This window comes from Stenotrophomonas sp. 82F1 (genome assembly GCF_056861525.1).
The window spans coordinates 68,731-88,469 of the sequence record NZ_JBSPUD010000009.1 but is presented as its reverse complement, the minus strand read 5'-3'; the positions used below and the strand labels follow the sequence as shown (position 1 = coordinate 88,469).

General features: G+C 65.1%; 17 protein-coding genes. 3 read left to right on the top strand and 14 right to left on the bottom strand.

Features of this window, described 5'->3' with window-relative positions:
* Positions 1–79: 79 nt before the first annotated feature.
* Positions 80–2,194 (bottom strand): TonB-dependent receptor family protein, encoded by a 2,115-nt coding sequence (locus tag AC13GI_RS11340; protein ID WP_482996306.1) that lies wholly within the window; start codon positions 2,192–2,194, stop codon positions 80–82.
* Between the two features lie 171 nt (positions 2,195–2,365).
* Here AC13GI_RS11340 and AC13GI_RS11335 point away from each other — a divergent pair, with 171 nt between their 5' ends.
* The 3 genes from AC13GI_RS11335 to AC13GI_RS11325 all read left to right on the top strand — a co-directional run bounded on the left by AC13GI_RS11335 (position 2,366) and on the right by AC13GI_RS11325 (position 5,680).
* On the top strand, positions 2,366–3,568 hold the full coding sequence (locus AC13GI_RS11335; protein WP_099819430.1) for an amino acid aminotransferase: 1,203 nt from the start codon (positions 2,366–2,368) through the stop codon (positions 3,566–3,568).
* A gap of 276 nt (positions 3,569–3,844) precedes the next feature.
* A complete protein-coding gene (locus AC13GI_RS11330) occupies positions 3,845–4,861 on the top strand; it encodes a class 1 fructose-bisphosphatase (protein WP_099819429.1) in 1,017 nt (338 codons plus the stop codon).
* A gap of 108 nt (positions 4,862–4,969) precedes the next feature.
* Positions 4,970–5,680 carry a 2OG-Fe(II) oxygenase gene (locus AC13GI_RS11325; RefSeq protein WP_099819428.1) on the top strand — a complete coding sequence of 237 codons (711 nt, stop codon included), beginning with the start codon at positions 4,970–4,972 and terminating at the stop codon, positions 5,678–5,680.
* Between the two features lie 30 nt (positions 5,681–5,710).
* On the opposite strand, the gene AC13GI_RS11320 is transcribed toward AC13GI_RS11325, so the two are convergent.
* From AC13GI_RS11320 to recF, 13 genes are all read right to left on the bottom strand, one after another.
* Positions 5,711–6,823: a PA0069 family radical SAM protein gene (locus AC13GI_RS11320; RefSeq protein ID WP_099819427.1), complete on the bottom strand. Its 1,113-nt coding sequence runs from the start codon at positions 6,821–6,823 to the stop codon at positions 5,711–5,713.
* A 302-nt stretch (positions 6,824–7,125) separates the two neighbouring features.
* Positions 7,126–7,869 (bottom strand): pyridoxine 5'-phosphate synthase, encoded by a 744-nt coding sequence (locus AC13GI_RS11315; RefSeq protein ID WP_099819426.1) that lies wholly within the window; start codon positions 7,867–7,869, stop codon positions 7,126–7,128.
* A gap of 9 nt (positions 7,870–7,878) precedes the next feature.
* Entirely contained in the window at positions 7,879–8,139 is a 261-nt protein-coding gene (locus AC13GI_RS11310) for a hypothetical protein (RefSeq protein ID WP_099819425.1), read from the bottom strand.
* Positions 8,140–8,179: 40 nt separating this feature from the next.
* Complete coding sequence (gene cls / locus AC13GI_RS11305; RefSeq protein ID WP_099819424.1) at positions 8,180–9,640, bottom strand: cardiolipin synthase; 1,461 nt, start codon at positions 9,638–9,640, stop codon at positions 8,180–8,182.
* 228 nt (positions 9,641–9,868) lie between these two features.
* The gene (locus AC13GI_RS11300) at positions 9,869–10,282 is read right to left on the bottom strand and encodes an ExbD/TolR family protein (RefSeq protein ID WP_004132666.1); all 414 of its coding nucleotides are present in this window, start codon (positions 10,280–10,282) and stop codon (positions 9,869–9,871) included.
* A gap of 3 nt (positions 10,283–10,285) precedes the next feature.
* On the bottom strand, positions 10,286–10,711 hold the full coding sequence (locus tag AC13GI_RS11295) for an ExbD/TolR family protein (RefSeq protein ID WP_012509603.1): 426 nt from the start codon (positions 10,709–10,711) through the stop codon (positions 10,286–10,288).
* Positions 10,712–10,767: 56 nt separating this feature from the next.
* Entirely contained in the window at positions 10,768–11,529 is a 762-nt protein-coding gene (exbB, locus tag AC13GI_RS11290) for a TonB-system energizer ExbB (protein WP_025875552.1), read from the bottom strand.
* A 94-nt stretch (positions 11,530–11,623) separates the two neighbouring features.
* The gene (locus AC13GI_RS11285; protein WP_099819423.1) at positions 11,624–12,292 is read right to left on the bottom strand and encodes an energy transducer TonB; all 669 of its coding nucleotides are present in this window, start codon (positions 12,290–12,292) and stop codon (positions 11,624–11,626) included.
* Between the two features lie 143 nt (positions 12,293–12,435).
* Positions 12,436–13,623, bottom strand: a complete 1,188-nt coding sequence (locus tag AC13GI_RS11280) for a tetratricopeptide repeat protein (protein WP_099819422.1) — start codon at positions 13,621–13,623, stop codon at positions 12,436–12,438.
* A gap of 131 nt (positions 13,624–13,754) precedes the next feature.
* Positions 13,755–14,561 (bottom strand): M48 family metallopeptidase, encoded by an 807-nt coding sequence (locus AC13GI_RS11275; RefSeq protein WP_025875555.1) that lies wholly within the window; start codon positions 14,559–14,561, stop codon positions 13,755–13,757.
* Positions 14,562–14,632: 71 nt separating this feature from the next.
* Positions 14,633–15,478, bottom strand: a complete 846-nt coding sequence (locus AC13GI_RS11270; protein WP_099819421.1) for a CPBP family intramembrane glutamic endopeptidase — start codon at positions 15,476–15,478, stop codon at positions 14,633–14,635.
* Positions 15,479–15,545: 67 nt separating this feature from the next.
* A complete protein-coding gene (gene gyrB, locus AC13GI_RS11265) occupies positions 15,546–18,005 on the bottom strand; it encodes a DNA topoisomerase (ATP-hydrolyzing) subunit B (RefSeq protein ID WP_099819420.1) in 2,460 nt (819 codons plus the stop codon).
* Between the two features lie 112 nt (positions 18,006–18,117).
* Positions 18,118–19,212, bottom strand: a complete 1,095-nt coding sequence (gene recF / locus AC13GI_RS11260; protein ID WP_099819419.1) for a DNA replication/repair protein RecF — start codon at positions 19,210–19,212, stop codon at positions 18,118–18,120.
* Between the last annotated feature and the right edge of the window lie 527 nt (positions 19,213–19,739).

Here is a 19,739-nt window from a genome sequence, read left to right as displayed (position 1 = left end):
TTCGGGGGGGTGCGGGCGGGTGGCGGTCAACGTTTACTCCGCCGTGTCGCGCTGCCGGCCAGCGGCCGGCACTACCGCTTCAGCGCCATGACCACTGCAGGCCGACGCTGGCGCGGCGGTCCGGCCCGGGCTCAAAGAACCGGCCGTTGCCGTCATTGACGATCACCGAGCCGATATAGCGCTGGTCCAGCACGTTGTCGATACGCGCGAATGCGCGCAGGTCACCGGACTGCAGCGTCCAGCTGCGGCCGGCTTCCAGGTTCAGCAGCGCGTATCCCGGCGCGCGCTCGGTGGCGATGTCGTTCACCACCACGTCGCTGCTGGCCGCAGCTTCCAGCGCCCACTGCCAGTCCCCCGGCGACCACTGCAGGCGGGCATGCGCCTGCTGCCGGGGCACGCCGGGCAGGCGGCTGCCGGCGGCAACCACGGTGTCGGGCACGGCGCAGTTGCTGGCCGCACAGGCCAGGTAGGGCGAGCGCACCTGCGCCTGCAGCCAGGTCCAGGCCAGCTGCAGCTCCAGCTGCTCGGCCAGCGGCTGCCGGTACTGCAGCTCCACACCCTGGCGGCGGGTGCGGCCGATGTTGCGGTACGTGCTGCGACCGTTGGTGTTGCTGGCAACGGCCAGCTCACCGTCGGTATCTGCGCGGAACACGCTCACATCGAGCTGCCTTCCATCCTGCGCATGCCACTTGCTGCCCACTTCCAGGCTGCGGCTGCGGGCAGCCGCCAGATCCAGCGCCAGCCCGGCCTGGCCATCGGCGCGGTAGCCCAGTTCATTGAACGTCGGGGTTTCAAATCCACGGCCCACGGCCGCGTGCAGGCGCCACTGCGGGCTGGCCTCGAAGCTGACACCCGCCACCGGCGTGGTGGCCTGGTAGCGGCGGCGGCCGCTGTCGTCCGGGTTGCGCCCGACGATGTAGCGATCATCCGATTCGAAGCGCACCGTGCTGTGGCGGACTCCGGCGAGCAGCGACCAGCGCGGGCTCCATTGCCACCACGCCTGCGCGAACTGGTCCACGTTCTGCACGATGTCGATCTGGTCGCGACGCAGGCGACCGCGTACGCCCACGGTGCTGCCGATGAAGTTCTCGTAGCCAGTGCGGTGCTGGCGCTGGCGATCGGCATTCACGCCCACCACCAGATCCAGCGGGCGGCCCCACAGATCGCCGTTCCAGCCCCAGCGCGCGTCCAAGCCGCCGTAGCCGCCATCCAGGTCGATCACGCCGCCGGCGTGCAATGGGTTGGCCTGCGGTCCCGGCGGAATCGGCAGGTACTGGCTCACCGCGCGCTGCCCGGCATAGCCCATCAGCTGCCAGCGCTGCGCACCGGCTTCCCGCGTCCAGCGCAGGCCTGCCTGCTGCTGGCGCACCGATTTGCGGGTGTTGTACTGCTCAGCCACCGCCGTGGCCTGGCGTGGATCGGCCGCCACCTGCGCGCGGGTCAGCCCCAGCGGGTCCTGCGCGTTGGGCGCATGCAGCGCATTGAGCAGCAGTTCCAGGCGGCCGCCAGCGAGCTCGGTGCCCAGCCGCGCGTTCAACGATTCGCGGCGCGCACGGCTGTGGTCACGCCAGCCATCGGTACTGAAATGGTTGGCGGCCACGTTGTAGTCGATGCCCTTGCCCGCCCCGCGCAGCTGCGCGCCGACGCTGAACGTGTTGTCGGCACCGGCATTCACCCGCAGCCGCCACGGGTCACCGGCCTGGCCCTGCGCGCTCCACACCTGCAGCACGCCGCCGGAGGAATTACCGTACAACGCCGAGAACGGCCCGCGCAGCACCTCGATGCGCTCGGCACCGAGCAGGCTGGCGTGCGACAGCTGGCCCTGGCCATCGGGCATGGTCGCCGGCACCCCATCAATCAGCACACGCACCCCGCGCACGCCGAAGGTCGAACGGGCGCCGAAGCCACGGATCGACAGCTGGGTGTCCTGTGCGAAGTTCTGCCGGTCCCTGGCCAGCAGGCCCGGCACCCCGCCCAGCGCCTCGGACAGCTGCGCGTTGGGGCCGCTACGGTCGGCATCGATCCACACCGTATCCAGGCTGGCGGGCAGGGCGAAGGGATCCACGCCCGGCACCCGCGCGGCCTGCACCTGCACCGCCGGCAGTGCGGTGGGCGAGGGCGCGGCCGCCACCGAAAACGGCGACAGCAGCAGGGCGGACAGCGGCAGGCAATGACGTCGTGCGGCGGAATTCATGATTCAGGTTGATGGATCGAGCGGCAACGCACGCCATGGTACGGGCAGGCGGATGACGATGGCGGCGGCCAGCCCCGGCAGGCTTTGTTACGATGGGCTGTTTCCGGCCGAAAAGCCGCAAGCCGCGTGGCGCAATTCCTCCCCCTTTCCGTCTACCGAACGAGTACCGCCGTGTCCTTCTTTGCAAACGTGGAACTGGTCCCAGGCGACCCGATCCTGGGCCTGACCGAGGCGTACAACGCCGACAGCCGCCCGACCAAGGTCAACCTGGGTGTGGGCATCTACTACGACGAGAGCGGCCGCATTCCGCTGCTGCGCGCCGTCAAGCAGATCGAGCAGCAGCTCGCCAACGAAGCCAAACCGCGCGGCTACCTGCCGATCGATGGCCTGCCGGCATACACCCAGGCTACCCGTGAGCTGGTGTTCGGCAAGGATTCGCCGCTGCTGGCCGCCGGCCGCGTCACCACCGCACAGACCGTCGGTGGCAGCGGTGCGCTGCGCGTCGGCGCCGACGTGCTGAAGAAGCTGCTGCCGCACGCCACCGTCGCGCTGAGCAACCCGAGCTGGGAAAACCACCGCGCCGTGTTCAGCGCCGCTGGTTTCGAGGTGGTCGATTACACCTACTTCGACCCGACCACCCATGGCGTGAACTTCGACGGCCTGCTGACCGACCTGGGCAAGCTGGAAGCGGGCACCGTGGTGCTGCTGCACGCCTGCTGCCACAACCCCACCGGCGCCGACCTCACCGTCAGCCAGTGGAAGCAGGTCGCGCAGCTGCTGAAGGATCGCCAGCTGTTCCCCTTCATCGACATGGCCTACCAGGGCTTCGACAAGGGCATCGAGCAGGACGGCGCCGCCGTGCGCATCATCGCCGAGGCCGGCATCGACAGCTTCATCGTCGCCAACTCGTACTCCAAGTCGTTCTCGCTGTATGGCGAGCGCGTGGGTGCGCTGTCGATGGTGGCGCCGACCGCCGCTGACGCCAAGGCCGTGCAGTCGCAGGTCAAGCGCGTGATCCGCACGATCTACTCCAGCCCGTCCACGCACGGTGCTGCACTGGTTGCCGGTGTGCTGACCAACCCGGAACTGCGCGCGATGTGGGAGCAGGAACTGACCGAGATGCGCGAGCGCATCCACGCCCTGCGCCAGGGCCTGGTCGAGAAGCTGGCCGCCGCCGGTGCCCCGCAGTTCGGCTTCATCAACGAACAGGCGGGCATGTTCTCGTACTCCGGCCTGAGCCGCGAACAGGTCGAGCGCCTGCGCGACGAGTTCGGCATCTACGCCGTGGGCACCGGCCGCATCTGCGTGGCCGCGCTGAACCAGAACAACCTGGAATACGTCGCCAAGGCCGTGGCCACCGTCGCCAAGGGCTGAAGCACCCCTCCAGTGGTTTGAAAACAAAGGCGCCGCAAGGCGCCTTTGTTTTTGGGTCCTGGTTTCGCCAAGGGTTGCTGTAGAGCCGAGCCTGCGCTCGGCTTGCGCGGCGTGACGGACGAAGAGCAGCCGAGCGCGGGCTCGGCTCTACAGAAGCAGAGCGTCCCGCTTCTGCAGCGCAACGCATCTGGAAACGATTACGCCTTCCCCGCTCACCCACGCGCAAGTCAGACCAGCGACAATAGGTGTTTTCCCGTTGCCGAGACCTGCCCGCCCATGTCCCGTACCTCGTTGACCCGCTTCCTGATCCAGCAGCAGCACGCCGGCCGCATCAACGCCGACCTGCGCCAGCTGATCGCGGTCGTCGCCCGCGCCTGCACCAGCATCTCCATCGCCGTCAGCAAGGGCGCCCTCGGTGGCGTGCTCGGCGAGGCCGGCACCGGCAACGTGCAGGGCGAAGCGCAGAAGAAGCTGGATGTCATCAGCAACGAGATCCTGCTGGAAGCCAACGCCTGGGGCGGTCACCTTGCTGCCTGCGCATCGGAGGAAATGGACCACAGCCAGCCGGTGCCTGACATCTACCCGCGCGGCGATTTCCTGCTGCTGTTCGATCCCCTCGATGGCAGCTCCAACATCGACGTCAACGTCTCCGTCGGCACCATCTTCTCGGTGCTGCGTTGCCCGACCAACGTCGAACTGCCTGGCGATGACGCCTTCCTGCAGCCGGGCAGCAAGCAGATCGCCGCCGGCTACTGCATCTACGGGCCCAGCACGCAGCTGGTGCTGACCGTCGGCCACGGTACCCACGCCTTCACCCTCGACCGCGAAACCGGCGAGTTCCTGCTGACCACCGAGAACATGCAGATTCCGGCGGCCACCCAGGAGTTCGCCATCAACATGTCCAACCAGCGCCACTGGGAAGCGCCGATGCAGGCCTATGTGGAAGATCTGCTGGCCGGCAAGGAAGGCCCGCGCGGCAAGAACTTCAACATGCGCTGGATCGCCAGCATGGTCGCCGACGTGCATCGCATCCTGACCCGCGGCGGCATCTTCATCTACCCGTGGGACAAGAAGGAACCGGGCAAGGCCGGCAAGCTGCGCCTGATGTACGAAGCCAACCCGATGGGCCTGCTGGTGGAGCAGGCGGGCGGTGCGGCCTGGACCGGTCGCGAGCGCATCACCGACCTGCAACCCGACCAGCTGCACCAGCGCGTGCCGGTGTTCCTCGGTTCGCGCGAAGAGGTTGCCGAGGCCGTGCGTTATCACCAGGAGCATGACGCGAAAAGCGTCTGACCGCGGCCATCCCTACAGCGGTCATGGCAGATTGATGACATGACCGCAGGGTGACAGCAGCAGTGGCAAACGGCACCATCAAGCCCTTGCCGTCGAAGGAATGCACGCATGCACGAGCCGCGCCCTGTCGATTTCATCGAGGTCATCCACAACGCCGTCCCCAACGACGTATGCGGTGCGATCGTCGCCCGCATGCGTGCAAGCCAGGGCCTGAAACCCGGTGCGGTGGGCAGCGGTGTGTTCCCGGAACTCAAGCACAGCAAGGATCTGCGGATCAGCGGCGTGGAGGGCTGGCAGGATGTGGACCAGCAGCTGCAACAGGCGGTTTTTGCCGGTCTGCAGACTTATCTACGCCGTTATCCACAGGCATTGATCGCGCCGCTGATGTTGCAGATCCAGGACAGCAACGGCCAGCCGCGACGCCTGTCGGCCGAGGATTTTCCCGACATGGCGCCGGAGCAGCTGGCGGATCTGGCGCGCACCTGCCTGCGCCCGGGTGCGATCAACCTGCAGTGGTACGCAGCGGGCGAGGGCGGTTACCCGTACTGGCACTGCGAGCTGTACCCGAAGGACGCGCAGGCCGAGACCCTGCACCGGCATGTGCTGTGGACGCTGTACCTCAACGACGACTTCGACGAAGGCGAAACCGAGTTCCTGTTCCAGGGGCGGAAGATCGCACCGCGCACCGGCAGTCTGTTGATTGCGCCGACCGCGTTCACCCATACCCATCGCGGGAATCGGCCACAGGGTGGCGACAAGTTCATCGCCACCAGCTGGATCCTGTTCCAGAGTGCGCAGAAGTTGTTCGGTGGCGGCTGACCAGTTGCACCGCGCTGTGACCGCCGCTGCCTAGAACAGACTGCCCTGCGGCGTATCCACCTTCGGCGGCAACGGTTTCTCGAACCGGCTGCAATCCAGCTTCGGCCAGTGACTGTTCTGCGCATTGAACCCGAGACGCTTGCGCGCCAGCTTGAAGCGGTTGTTCAACAGCTCCGCATACACGCCCTGGCCGCGCATACGCGTGCCGAACTGGCTGTCGTAGTCCTTGCCGCCACGCAGCTGCTGGATGGTGCTCATCACGTGCGCGGCACGATCCGGATGATGGGTATCGAGCCAATCGCGGAACAGCGGTGCCACTTCCAGCGGCAGGCGCAGCAGCACGTAACCGGCGGTACTGGCGCCGGCATCATGCGCAGCCTCCAGCACGGCTTCCAGTTCGCTGTCGTTGATCCACGGAATCACCGGCGCCACCATCACACCGACCGGAATGCCCGCCTCGTGCAGGCGCTTCATCGCACGCAGGCGCGCATGGGGTGCCGAGGCACGCGGCTCCAGTTTTGCCGACAGGTGCGGATCCAACGATGTCACCGAGAAATGCACGCTGACCAGGTTCTCCGCTGCCAGCGGTGCGAGCAGATCGATGTCGCGCTCGACCAGTGCGTTCTTGGTGATCAGCGAGAACGGATGCTTGGTCTCCAGCATCACTTCGATCAGCTGCCGCGTCAGCTTGAACTTGCGCTCGATCGGTTGGTACGCGTCGGTGTTGATCCCCAACGCGATCGGCTGCGGCACGTAGCCCGGCTTCGACAGTTCCTTGCGCAGCAGTTGCGGCGCGTTGGTCTTGGCAAACAGCTTGGTCTCGAAGTCGAGCCCGGGCGACAGGTTCAGGTAGGCATGCGAGGGGCGCGCGAAGCAGTACGAGCAACCATGCTCGCAGCCGCGATACGGATTCACCGATTGGCTGAAGCCGACGTCCGGGGAGTTGTTGCGGCTGATGATGCTGCGAGCGGTCTCCGCGCGTACTTCGGTGCGCAGGCGCGGGGCGAGGAACTCCTCGCTTTCGTCCACTGCCCAGCCATCGTCCACCGCTTCGCTGACGGTGCTTTCAAAACGCCCCGCAAGATGGGACGTGGAACCCCGGCCCTTGATGGCGGCCTGGGCGTTGCGAGGGGGATGCTGCATGTTGCCCTCCGGCCGTTACGGGGTATTAGTATTATTGCTAACCACAGGCGGCGCAAGCAGCCAGGATTCACGTAGCTGTAGGCGCGGAGGCGCATGGGACCGCACGTTGACCCCAGACTTGTCCACAGGGTTGCGTGGCTTGAGAACGGGCGCGCGCCATCGCCGCGGCAGGCCAGCATGGGCCACGGGTGTCTCAACAGCTGCGATGGGAAGATCGGCTACAGGGACGCATGCCAGGCCGGAATTCGGCGACCTGCCGCGCGTCCTCCGGCTTCAATCTGCAGGGGAAGTCCCATGCACTGCTACAGAAGTGCCAGGTAGCCCTTCACCGTGGCATCCAGGCCGTCGTACAGCGCCTCGCCGATCAGGGCGTGGCCGATCGACACTTCCAGCACCTCCGGCACATCGGACAGGAAGTCACGCAGGTTGTCCTGCGACAGGTCGTGTCCGGCATTCACCCCCAGGCCGACGGCCTGTGCACGGCGCGCGGCCGTCGCGAACAGTTCCAGCATGGCCCGGGCGTCGCCGGCAGCATGGGCCTCGGCATACGGGCCGGTGTACAGCTCGATGCGGTCGGCACCGACCTCGGCCGCCTGTTCCAGCAGCGGGTTGCCGGCATCCACGAACAGGCTCACCCGGCAGCCCATCGCCTTCAGCTCGGCCACCAGCGGGCGCAGTCGCTGCGCGTCGCGCTCGAAGTCGAAACCATGGTCGGAGGTGATCTGGCCATCGCCATCGGGAACCAGCGTGGCCTGTGCCGGGCGCGTCTGCGCGCACAGCGGCAGCAGCCCGGGGTAACCCTCGCGCGGCGGCGCGAACGGGTTGCCTTCGATGTTGAATTCGACGCCGCGCGCGCGGGTCAGCGCCGACAGTGCCAGCACGTCCTCGGCGGTGATATGGCGGCGGTCCGGTCGCGGGTGCACGGTGATGCCATGCGCGCCTGCATCCAGGCAGGCCTGGGCGGCACGCACCACGTCGGGTTCGGCACCGCCACGCGAGTTGCGCAGGACGGCGATCTTGTTGACGTTGACGCTGAGCTGGGTCATGGAACGGGACTACGGGGAGTGGGAGGGAGGGTCGCTGCCATCGGTCGGAGTCACCTTGGCCGGTTCGCGCAGCCGCCGCAGTTCATCGCTGTCCACCAGTGTCGCCGGATCACGCTGAAGGTCGCCAAAGCGTGCCACGTAGCGACCGCGCACCCACGCCAGCAGGAAGGCGAGGGCGGCCAGCAGGGCCAGTGACATCAGCCCCATGTTCGGTGTCTTCAGGGCAAAGGCGAAGCAGCCCAGCGCCAGCAGCAGGTACAGCCAATACATTGTCAGTCTCCCCGGGCCACCGCCGCAGTGTAGCGCTGCCTCACAGCAGCGGCGAGGCCAATCGCGCGAAGGCCTCGGGCAACCGATGCAGCCACAGCGAGCGCCCTGCCTGGTCGTGTACGCGGGTGGCGCGCTCGAACTCGGACTGCAGCAACGTGGACAGTTCCGCTACCCGGCCACGATCGCTGATCATCATCGACAGCTCGAAATTCAGGCGGAAGCTGCGGTGATCGAAGTTGGCGCTGCCGACGATGCAGACATCGTCGTCGGCGATGAACGCCTTGGTATGCAACATGCGCGGACCGTACTCGTAGATCTTCACTCCCGCATGCAGCAGTTCGTCGAAGTACGAGCGGGCGGCCTGGGTGACGAACCAGGAGTCACTCATCTTCGGCACCAGCAGGCGCACGTCCAGGCCGCCGAGCGCTGCCGACGTCAGCGCCATCCGCGCCGCCTCGCCGGGTACGAAGTAAGGAGTCACCAGCCAGACCCGCTCACGTGCTTCCTGGATGGCGGCCACATGCAGGCGGTGGATGGTCTCCCATCCCGAATCCGGGCCAGAGACCAGCACCTGCGCGTCGATCGCGCCGTCGCCGCGCAGGGCCATGTCGCTCGGCCACAGCCGGGCGATGTCGAACCGCGAGTGGTCCTGGCCACTGGCGTACAACCAGTCCTCGGCAAACACCAGCTGCAGGCTGCGCACCACGTGCCCGCGCAGGCGCATGTGCAGATCGCGATAGGCATTCGGGTTGCGGCTTTCGTCTTCGTCGTCGGTAATGTTGATGCCGCCGGTGAACGCCAGCCGGCCATCGACGATCACCAGCTTGCGGTGCGTGCGCAGGTTCAACCAGGGTCGTTTGAAAGGCTTCAGCAGCTGCCGCGGATGGAACCAGACCACTTCCGCGCCGGCATCCAGCAGCGGCTGCAGGAAGCGCTGGCGCACGGCGGAAGAACCTACCGCGTCGAGCAGCAGCCGTACCTGCACACCGGCACGGGCCCGTTCCAGCAAGGCATCGCGCAACGCGGTGCCGGCGTGGTCGGGATTGAAGATGTAGTACTCCAGATGCACGTGGTCACGTGCCTGCGCCACCGCTTCCAGCAGCGCAGCGTAGGTAGCCGCACCGTCGACCAGCCAGGTCACTTCGGTGGCGGTGCTTGGCGCCAGACCCGTCGTCGCCTGCGCGATCTTGGCCAGTTCGGTGCAGTCGGCATCGGGCGGACAGACATCGCTGTAGTGCTCCATGCCCGAGCGCGCGCGGCCGCGCCGCAGTCGCTGCCGCTTCACCTTCTGCGGCCCCAGCAGGTAGTAGATGAAGAGGCCGAGGTAGGGCAGCAGCGCCAGCGACAGGATCCAGCTCAGCGTGGCCACCGGCTCGCGCTTCTGCAGCATGATCCAGCCGGTCAGGGCGAGCAGGTACAGCAGGTAGGCCACTGCCAGGATCGTTCCCAGGTGGGCGATGCCATCAAGCCAATGGCGCACGGAATCGAAGAGGGCGAGCATCCGCCGATCATAGCGGGGACACGCACCGCTCAGAGGCATTTGTTTCCCAAGCGCGTTCCCAGCAAGACGCATCCGCGCGTGGCGTGGATCCACGTGTCGACCAAGGTCGACACCTACCAACAGCGGCGACGTAGGGTCGGCAGACCACCACCGCGGACAAAAAAAGACGCCCCTGTTTCCAGGGGCGTCTGCAGTCGCGTCATGACTGATGTATTGCGGTGTAGCGATTTACTGCTGCACGAAGCCGATCTTCTTCATCTGAGCATTCTTCGCGGCGGCCAGAACCTTGGCCATCACGTCGTACTCCGAATCCGGGCTGGCATCGATCCGCAGTTCCGGCTGGTTGGTCGGGTCACGCTGGACCTCCTGCTCCATCCGCTGCTGCAGTTCGCTTGCGTTGATCGGGCTGTTGTTCCACGAGACCTGGTTGCTGGCGTCGATCTTCAACTCGATCGGCGGCGGCGGTTCGACCAACTGCGGCGGTGGGTTGAGCACGCGCTGCGGCAGGTCCACGGCGATCGGATACGTCATGATCGGCGCGGTGACGATGAAGATGATCAGCAGCACCAGCATCACGTCCACGAGGGGCGTGACGTTGATGTCTGCCATGGGGCCTTTGCCACCACCACTACTGAATGCCATGGCTTATTGCCCCTTCTCTTTGGTCGCCACGAAGCCGACGTCCAGCATGCCCTGTTCCTGCGCGATCTTGGTCATCTCGTTGATGACACGCATCTTGGTGGTGCGGTCACCACGCAGGTTCAACGGCGGCTGCGGGGTCTGCTGGGCGGCGGTCGCCAAGCGCGACTCGAGGGTCTGCTTGTTGATCTCTTCGTCGTTCCAGTAGATCGAACCGTCTTCCTTGACTGCCAGGGTGATGGGGCCCTTGCGGTCGTTGGTGTCGTCCGGCTTCTGGACCAGGTTGGCCTCCGGCAGATCCACCTTGACCTTGTGGGACATCAGCGGCGCCGTGATGATGAAGATGATCAGCAGCACCAGCATCACGTCCACGAGGGGCGTAACGTTGATGTCGGCCATGGGGCCGCCGCTGTTACCACTACTGAAAGCCATAACGGGCTCCGTCTAGATCTTGGTGACTACGTTCTCGCGGGTACAGCGCGTCGCAATTAGCGGACGCGCGAACCGGTGGCGAAGAAGTCGTGCAGGTCGTGCGCGAAGGTATCGAACTTGCTGATGGTCGCGCTGTTGATCTTGCTGAAGAAGTTGAAGGCGAACACGGCCGGGATCGCGACGAACAGACCGATGGCGGTCATGATCAGTGCTTCACCCACCGGGCCGGCAACGGCGTCGATCGAAGCGGAGCCGGTGGCACCGATCTTGATCAGCGCGCCGTAGATGCCCCACACGGTACCCAGCAGACCAACGAACGGAGCGGTTGCACCGACGGTGGCCAGCAGGGTCATGCCCGACTGCAGCTTGTTGCTTTCGCGGGTCACGGCCTGGCGCAGAGCGCGGTCGACGAACTCCGAACGGCTCAGGTTCTCACCCACGCCGCCGACAGCGCCGCCTTCAGCACGCTGGTGGTGCGCAGCAGCCTGGGCAGCGTCCAGCGCGATCTTCGAGAACGGCTCCGAAGCCGGCTGCTCTTCCATTGCACGGATGGCGTCCTGCGCGTTCGGGGTATCCCAGAACAGGCTGACGACGCGATCAGCGGCGCTCTTCAGGCGGGTAGCACGGAAGATGTTGATGACGGTCCAGTACCAGGACATGGCGGACATGACGACCAGGGTCAGCAGCACGACCCAGGAAACCGCGAAATCACCCGGCTTGGTGGTCATTTCGTGGATCAGATGCTCGAAGCCCATCTGCGACAGGGCGTTGGACGGATTGCCCCCGGCAGCAGCGGCGATGAAAATTTCCTGCAGCATGACGCTTACCTTTGTTGTGTGTGGTGATAAAGGGTGTAGCTAAGCTAAACAATCGAACTGGAGGCGAGGGTGGCCAGGCGGCCACCCGGGCGCATCAGTTCAGCGCAAAGTTGACCGGGACGCGGACGCGGCCAGCAGCCTTCTTACCGCCAGCTTCGGCGGCGTTGAAACGCCACTTGCGGGCAGCTTCCATCGCAGCACGGTCCAGATCGCGGTTACGGCTGGACTTTTCCACCGTGACATTGGTGACGTTGCCGTTGGCATCGACATCAATGATCAGGATCACTTCGCCCTGGATACCAGCGCGGAAGGCGGCCGGCGGGTAGCGCGGCGGATTCATGGCCTTCGACGAGATGTCCACGCTGGCCTCGATCGAGGTCGGCGGTGCCGGCGGTGCGGGCGGCGACGGCGGGGTGACGATATCGTTCGCGCGCGGTTCCGGCACGTCGACGACCGGCGCCTGCGGCGGCGGCGGGACGGGCGACGGCTTCGGCGGCGACAGATTCTTCACCGGCGGCGGCGGGGTGTCCTGCGGCGGCGGCGGCGGCGGCGGCGGTGGCGGCGGCGGCGGCGCGTCGACGATGGTCACCATGACGTTGCGCTCCTTCTCCGCCACGGCCTTGGGAGCCACGGCAGGAATCAGGAGCATCATGAAGGCGGCCAGATGCAGGGCGATTACAAACGCGATACCGACGATGCGAGGCCAGCTCAGCCCCTTGTCATCGGGTTGTTCGTACCGGTGAACGACTAGTTGTTCCGTCATGCGCCAAGAGCTCAATAGTGGGGCCGGAATCCCGGGGGCGGGATCCCTGATCAGCGGTGCATGACACCGCAGGAACCTCCAAGCTTATACCAATCCTGAGCGCTTGCGCATCAACTGGGCAGGCGTTCAGGCGTTATTCCTACTTACTTCAGGTTGATGATTTTCTTGGCATCCGCCTGGTTCTTCACGCCCTTCGCCAGCGCCTGCTGGGCGGCCTGCTTGGCCTCCGGGACACGACCTTCACTGTGCAAAACGCGTGCCAGATTCAGGTAGGTCTCACCGTCCTTGGAGAGCGGGGCGGCCTTCTGCCACGCGTCGATCGCCTGCGGCACCTGGTCGGAGTAGTAGTAGGACTGGGCCAGTGCCAGGTAGACCTGGTAATCCGGCTTCAGGATGCCCTTCTGCAACCCTTCGTTGATGACCGCGATGACGTCCTTTTCCTTGTTCTCGGTGTTGGCATAGATCGAGTACAGCTGCTTGTACTCGCGCTCTTCGGTGAGCTGACCGCTGCTGCGCAGCTTGTCCATCACCGCGGCGGCCTTCGGCATCTGGTCGGCCTGCATGTACATGTTGGCCAGGTTCAGCTGCGCTTTCTTGTCATTCGGGTTCTTGGCGGCCAGTGCTTCGGCAGCCTGCACGGCCTCACCGGTCTGGCCGGCTTCGGCCAGCGCGGCCATCAGCAGCTGGTTCCAGTTGTCCTTCGGCTCGGCAGCGCCGGCGATGGCCTGCTTCAGCACCGGGATCGCTTCCTGGTAGCGCTCCAGCTGGTACAGCGCCTGGCCCTTGATGATCAGCTCTTCCGGCTTGGTCGACTTGCTCTCGGCGAAGTACTTGTCCAGGGTCGCCAGGCCTTCAGCGGTCTTGTCTTCCTGGATCTGCAGCTGGCCGAGCATCAGCATGGACTGGAAGTGGCCGTTGTTGTCCAGGCCGTTGAACTGCAGCACCTGCTTCAGGTAGGCGATGGCGGCTGCGGTGTCGTCGGTCTGGTAGGCCGCCTGGGAGGCGAGCTGCGCGGCCAGCGACTTGTCGTACTCGTTGGCGCCTTCGTTGGCCAGGATCTCGTCGGCCAGCGTGCGGGTCTCCGGGAACTTTTCCTTGTTGTAGCTGTCAATCATCTTCTGCAGCTTGCTGCCCAGCTTGGCCGACGACTTCGCTGCCGGTTCCTGGCGGGTCGCGTTCGGGAACAGCACTTCGGCCTTGGCCTGCTTGCCGCCACGGTTGCCACGCTCGGACGAACGCGAGGACTGCGCGAACGCATCGGTGACCACGGCGCCGGTCAGGGCAGTGGCGATGAGGACGGAAAGCACAGCTTTGTGGTTACGGAAAATCATCGTTCACCTCGATCGAACCGCCGGTAGCGGCAAAGTCGGACTGTCAGAAAAATCTGAGCCGCCAAACGTATCAGAAACAGATGGCGTGAGAAATCGTTTTATGTGCTGCAATACAGCATGAATCTGCGCACTCAGCCACACTTTGGACGGCGTCCGGCCGCCTGGGCCTGCTGGTAGACGGGGCCGAGCGCCGGTACATCACGCTGCAACTCCCTGATCCGATTGGCTGGATCGGGATGGGTGGACAACCATTGCGGGCTGCGACCGCCACTGGCGGCCATCATGTTCTGCCACAGATCGACCGCCTGGGCAGGGTTGAATCCGGCCTCGGCCATCAATCGCTGACCGATTACGTCAGCCTCGCTCTCCTGGGTGCGTGAGCCGGGCAACAGGAACGCGGTCTGCGCCCCCATCCCGCCGAGCTGGTTGACCGTGCTGGCCGCGCCTTCGCCGCCATACGCGCCGGCCAACGCCCCCAGCACCGCCAATCCGGTCTGCGCACCCATCTGCCGGGTGATGCGCTCTTCGTGGTGGCGGGCGATCACGTGGCCGATTTCATGGCCGATCACCGCGGCCAGCTGATCCTGGTTCTTGGCGACGCTGAAGATGCCGGTGTTGACCCCGACCTTGCCGCCGGGCAGGGCGAAAGCGTTGGGTTCCTTGTCGACGAATACGGCCGTTTCCCACCGTACGCCACGGTACTGTGGTGGCAGCTGTGCAACCAGCGCGTTGACCACGCATTGCACGTAGCCGTTCTGGCGGCCGTCGCTGCTGATCTTCTCTTTCTGCTTGGTTTCGGCGAACGCCTGCGCACCCAGCTGGTCCAGCTGAGCCTGCGACACACCGCCCACCATCTGCCGACGGCCGGTGGGTGAAGTGGTGGTCGCGCAGGCGCTGACCAGAGTGGTGATGACGATGGCCAGCAGCAGTTGTTTCATGGACCCACCCCCGTGTTCAGAAGCCCAGTGTGTAACGGGTCTGCTTAATCTTTCGTCAAGCGGACAGCGCCTTACGTTGCCCCGAAAAACACCAGGGCTGCAAGCGCCACGGCATTGTTCAGTGCATGTGCGGCGATCGCCGCCCACAAGGTGCCGGTGCGGCGGTACAGCCAGCAGAATGCAGCGCCCATGCCGCCATAGACCAGCCACAGCTGTGCGATCTCGGCCGGGCCATTGGCGCTGGTACCGGGAATTTCATGGATGAGCGCGAACGCCAGGCTGCTCAGGATCATCCCCAGCCACGGCCGTCCGGCCTGCCACAGACGCCCGAACAGGACACGGCGGAACAGCAGTTCTTCGTAGGCGGGTGCAAGCACCACGGCAAACAAGGTCAGAAACAGCGGAAAGCGGGCAACCGCGTTCTGCATCAGTTCGAGGTTTGTCGGCACCGGCTCGATGCCCATCTGCTTGGCCACGAAGGCGATACCGTTGCTGCCGATCACGATCGCGCTGGCAACCAGCAGGGTCCACCCCCAGGTGGAGGGGCGACGGAGTGCGTCTCGCGAACGCTGCCGTTCGGCAGCGTTGGCCGGTCGGCGCCAGAAGTACACCAGCAGCGCTGCGCCACCGGTGGCGACCAGTGCCATCAGGATCTGCCCGAGCGCACCGGGTTGGCCGAGCTGCTGGGCGACCGCTGCCGTATCAGGCGTGCCGCCGCCGGATTTGGCGCTGGCATAACCCACCACGATGCCGCGGTAGAGCCCCCAGACCAGACCACTCACCAGGCTCAACCCGAACAGGGTGACGGCGGCGATGCCCAGATCAATGAAAAAACCTGCCAGCGGCGAGGAGGCGCGGGCGGTGGCAGTTGCCGGTGGGACCGGCGGCGGAGCGGAAACCGGGGCGGAAGCGGACATCGATTACCTGCGATCAAAGGACAAAAGCCGGCGCACCTCCCCGCGCGCCGGCCATGATCCGATTGTGTCAGATATCCAGGTTGGCGACCTTCAACGCGTTGTCTTCGATGAAGTCACGACGCGGTTCGACCACATCACCCATCAGGGTACTGAAGATCTGGTCTGCGGCGACCGCATCTTCGATACGTACCTGCAGCAGGCGACGGGTATCGGGATTCACGGTGGTATCCCACAGCTGTTCCGGATTCATTTCACCCAGACCCTTGAATCGCTGGATCTGACGGCCGCGCTTGGCTTCGTCCAGCAGCCAGTTGCGGGCCTGCGCGAACGAGTCGATCTCGATCGACTTGGCGCCACGGGTGATGACCGCGCCTTCGCGGACCAGACCGTGCAGCAGCTGCGCTGCCTGGTGGATGCCGCGCAGTTCGCCGCTTTCCAGCGCGGACAGCGGCAGCACCTGGATGTGCTGTTCGCCCATGTGGCTGCGGGTCACCAGTACGGCAGCCGGACGCTGCTCGTTGGGTTCCTGCAGTTCCAGGGTGAAGCGGGCGCTGCCGAGGTTGCCCTGGTTGAGGTGCTTGGCCAGCGCGTCCAGGCCTTCGCCAGGACCTGCAGTGCGCAGGTTTTCCAGCTCCAGCGGCATGAAGTCGACCAGCGCTTCGAGCAGGTTGCGATCGTAGCGGTGGGTATTGCGGTTGATCGTGTCCTGCGCGGCGGCGTAGGCAAGCAGCAGCTTTTCCAGTGCCACGCCGTCGATCGGCGGTTCGCCGCTGGCCGGCACCAGCCCGGCATTTTCCACCGCGCTGCTGGCCAGATAGCTGTCCAGTGCCGGATCGTCCTTCAGGTACAGCTCCTGCTTGCCCTGCTTGATCTTGTACAGCGGCGGCAGGCCGATATAGACATAACCGCGCTCGATCAGCTCCGGCATCTGACGGTAGAAGAACGTCAGCAGCAGGGTGCGGATGTGCGCGCCGTCGACGTCGGCGTCGGTCATGATGATGATCTTGTGGTACCGCAGCTTGTCCGGGTTGTACTCGTCGCGACCGATGCCGGTGCCCAGCGCGGTGATCAGCGTACCCACCTGGTCGGACGCCAGCATGCGGTCGAAGCGTGCACGTTCCACGTTGAGGATCTTGCCGCGCAACGGCAGCACCGCCTGGTTCTTGCGGTTGCGGCCCTGCTTGGCCGAACCACCTGCCGAGTCACCCTCGACGATGAACAGTTCGGACAGCGCCGGATCCTTTTCCTGGCAGTCGGCCAGCTTGCCCGGCAGGCCGGCGATATCCAGCGCACCCTTGCGGCGGGTCAGGTCGCGCGCCTTGCGCGCGGCTTCGCGGGCACGGGCTGCGTCGACGATCTTGCCGGCGATGGCCTTGGCTTCGTTCGGGTTTTCCTGCAGGAACTCTTCCAGGCGCTGGCCGAACGCGCTTTCCACGGCCGGGCGCACATCCGAGCTGACCAGCTTTTCCTTGGTCTGGCTGGAAAAGCTGGGATCGGGCACCTTCACCGACAGCACCGCGATCATGCCTTCGCGCATGTCATCGCCGGTCAGGTTGATCTTGGCCTGCTTGGCGATGCCGTTCTGCTCGATGTAGTTGTTGAGCACGCGGGTCAACGCGCCACGGAAGCCGGCCAGGTGGGTACCGCCGTCCTTCTGCGGAATGTTGTTGGTGAAGCAGTACATCGTCTCTTGGTAGGAGTCGGTCCACTGCAGCGCCACTTCCACGGTGATGCCATTGGATTCGCCGGTCACCGAGATCACGTTCGGGTGCAACGGCGTCTTCAACTGCGCCAGATGCTCCACGAAGCTGCGGATGCCGCCCTCGTAATGGAAGTCGTCGCGGCGGCCATCACCACGCTCATCCACCAGCACGATCTTGACACCGGAATTGAGGAAGGACAGTTCGCGCAGGCGACGGGCCAGGATGTCGTAGTGGAATTCCACGTTGTCGTGGAAAGCCTTTACCGAGGGCCAGAAGCGCAGGGTGGTGCCGCGCTTGGTGCTGGGGCCGACCTGCTTGAGCGGATGCAGTGCTGCGCCGTCGGCGTATTCCTGCTGGTAGTGGAAACCGCCCTGGTAGATATCCAGGACCAGCTTCTGCGACAGCGCGTTGACCACGCTGACACCCACGCCGTGCAGGCCGCCGGAAACCTTGTAGCTGTTGTCGTCGAACTTGCCGCCTGCGTGCAGGACCGTCATCACGACTTCGGCTGCAGACACGTCGCGGTCGAGCTTCTTGCTCATCTGCTCGTGCTTGCCCGTCGGGATGCCACGACCGTTGTCGGACACGCCTACCGAGCCATCGGCATGGATCGTCACCGAGACGTGGTCGGCATGGCCGGCGAGGGCTTCGTCGATCGAGTTGTCGACGACCTCGAACACCATGTGATGCAGGCCGGTGCCGTCATGGACATCGCCGATGTACATGCCTGGGCGCTTGCGGACAGCCTCCAGGCCTTCCAGGGCCGTAATGCTGTTGGCGTCGTAGTTGCCGTTGTTTGCCGGGGTGTTCTGTTCGTCGGTCATTGCGCTTGCCGTAGGCTCCGCAGGTCGGACACCGCTTTGAGCGATGTGCCGAGAATGAAGGGATAGCAGCCTGAATTATACCAGCCGGGGCTGAGCGGCCTTGCCGTGCCCACTATGGCACAGCCACGATCTGTGCATGTTCCACGTGGAACCGGGTGACGTCGCTCAGGGTCTCCAGTGCCGCAGGCGTTTCAGTTGCGGTGATGAAGATCTGCGCCGGCGCAGCCAACAATCGGTGCAGGACCCGGGCCTGGTGGGTGCGATCCAGCTCCGAGGCCAGATCGTCGAGCGCGATAACGGGCCACTCGCCACGCTGCTCGGCGTAATCCTCTGCCTGGGCCAGCAGACAGGCGAGGGCGGTGAGCTTGGCCTGGCCGCGTGAGAGCGCATCGCGACCTGGAATGCTGTGGAAGGCCACGCTCCAGTCCGCCCGGTGCGGGCCCAGCGAGGTATAACCCGCCTGACGGTCGCGTTCACGTGCCAGCAGCAGTGCATCTGCCAGTGGAACCTCGCTTCGGCGCCAGCCCGGGCTTAGATTCAGGCCCACAATTCCCAGCTGAGGAGCCAATGCCTCGGCCAATGCGATCGTCCGGGACTGCAACCGCTCCAGATAGTGCTGCCGACGACTGGTCAGCGGCTCTCCCGCCTCGGCCAGCTCGTGATCCCAGGTATCGAGCATCCGCGACGGCCCGCCCTGCTTGAGCAGGGCGTTGCGCTGCTTCAACGCCCGCGAATAGCGCCGCCACAGGGAAAGGAAGTCTGGTTCCACGTGGAACAGGCCCCAATCGAGGAAACGCCGGCGCGGTTCACCACCACCACTCACCAAGGCATGGCTGCCTGGTTCAAAGGTGACCACCGCCAGAGCGGCACACAGGTTTCCGAGCTGAGCGACGTCTTCGCCATCCAGACGCCCCTTCCACTCCTGCCCACTATGGCGCAGGCCCGCCTTTCGCCGCTGAGCGGGCAGATCACCGCGTTGTTCGTCCCATTCCACGAAGACTTCCAGCGCTTCATGGCCCTGACGCACCAGGCCGTCGCGTACCCGCCCGCGGAAACTCCGCCCATAGGCCATCAGATGCAGCGCTTCAAGGACGCTGGTCTTGCCAGCACCATTGTCACCGGTCAGCAGATTCACCCCTGGCTGGGGCGACAGCTCCACCGCATCGAATCGACGCAACTGATGGAGGGCAAGACGACGAATCTGCATGGGATGCGACAGACCATCCGCACATGGCGGTAGAGGGGCGGGGAATCACCCAGCTTACTGCATTGGTCAAGCCAGCCGTCATGGCTGGACGCGGTCCGCGATCAGTGAGCCCTGGCGGTGCCGGAGAACACATGTTTCACGTGATCGGGAGTGTGACTGCCAGCGAAAGACGATGGGACAGCGGCCGAAATCGTTCAAATCCAGCGGCCCGCCCAGGCTCAGGGAGCCCAGATTTCAACAATCCGGCGGCGGTTGTACGCCCACCCGGCCTGAAGGTGCGCCACGGTAACCGTCAGTACTCCGAAAATTCTTTGAAATCTGCTGACAACGGCCCTGCCAGGTTCCACAGATTTCAAGAAATTCGAAGCACCCGTTCCACGCCATCCACAGCGGGACTGTATGACTTATGCACAAGGTGTGGGCGAACTGTGGATAAAAAAGGCACTTTTCCCTCGCGTCAAAACTATCCACAGGTTCCCCCCCAGGCTTGATGGGCTATATACAGGGGGTTTCAGACCTATAAAGTT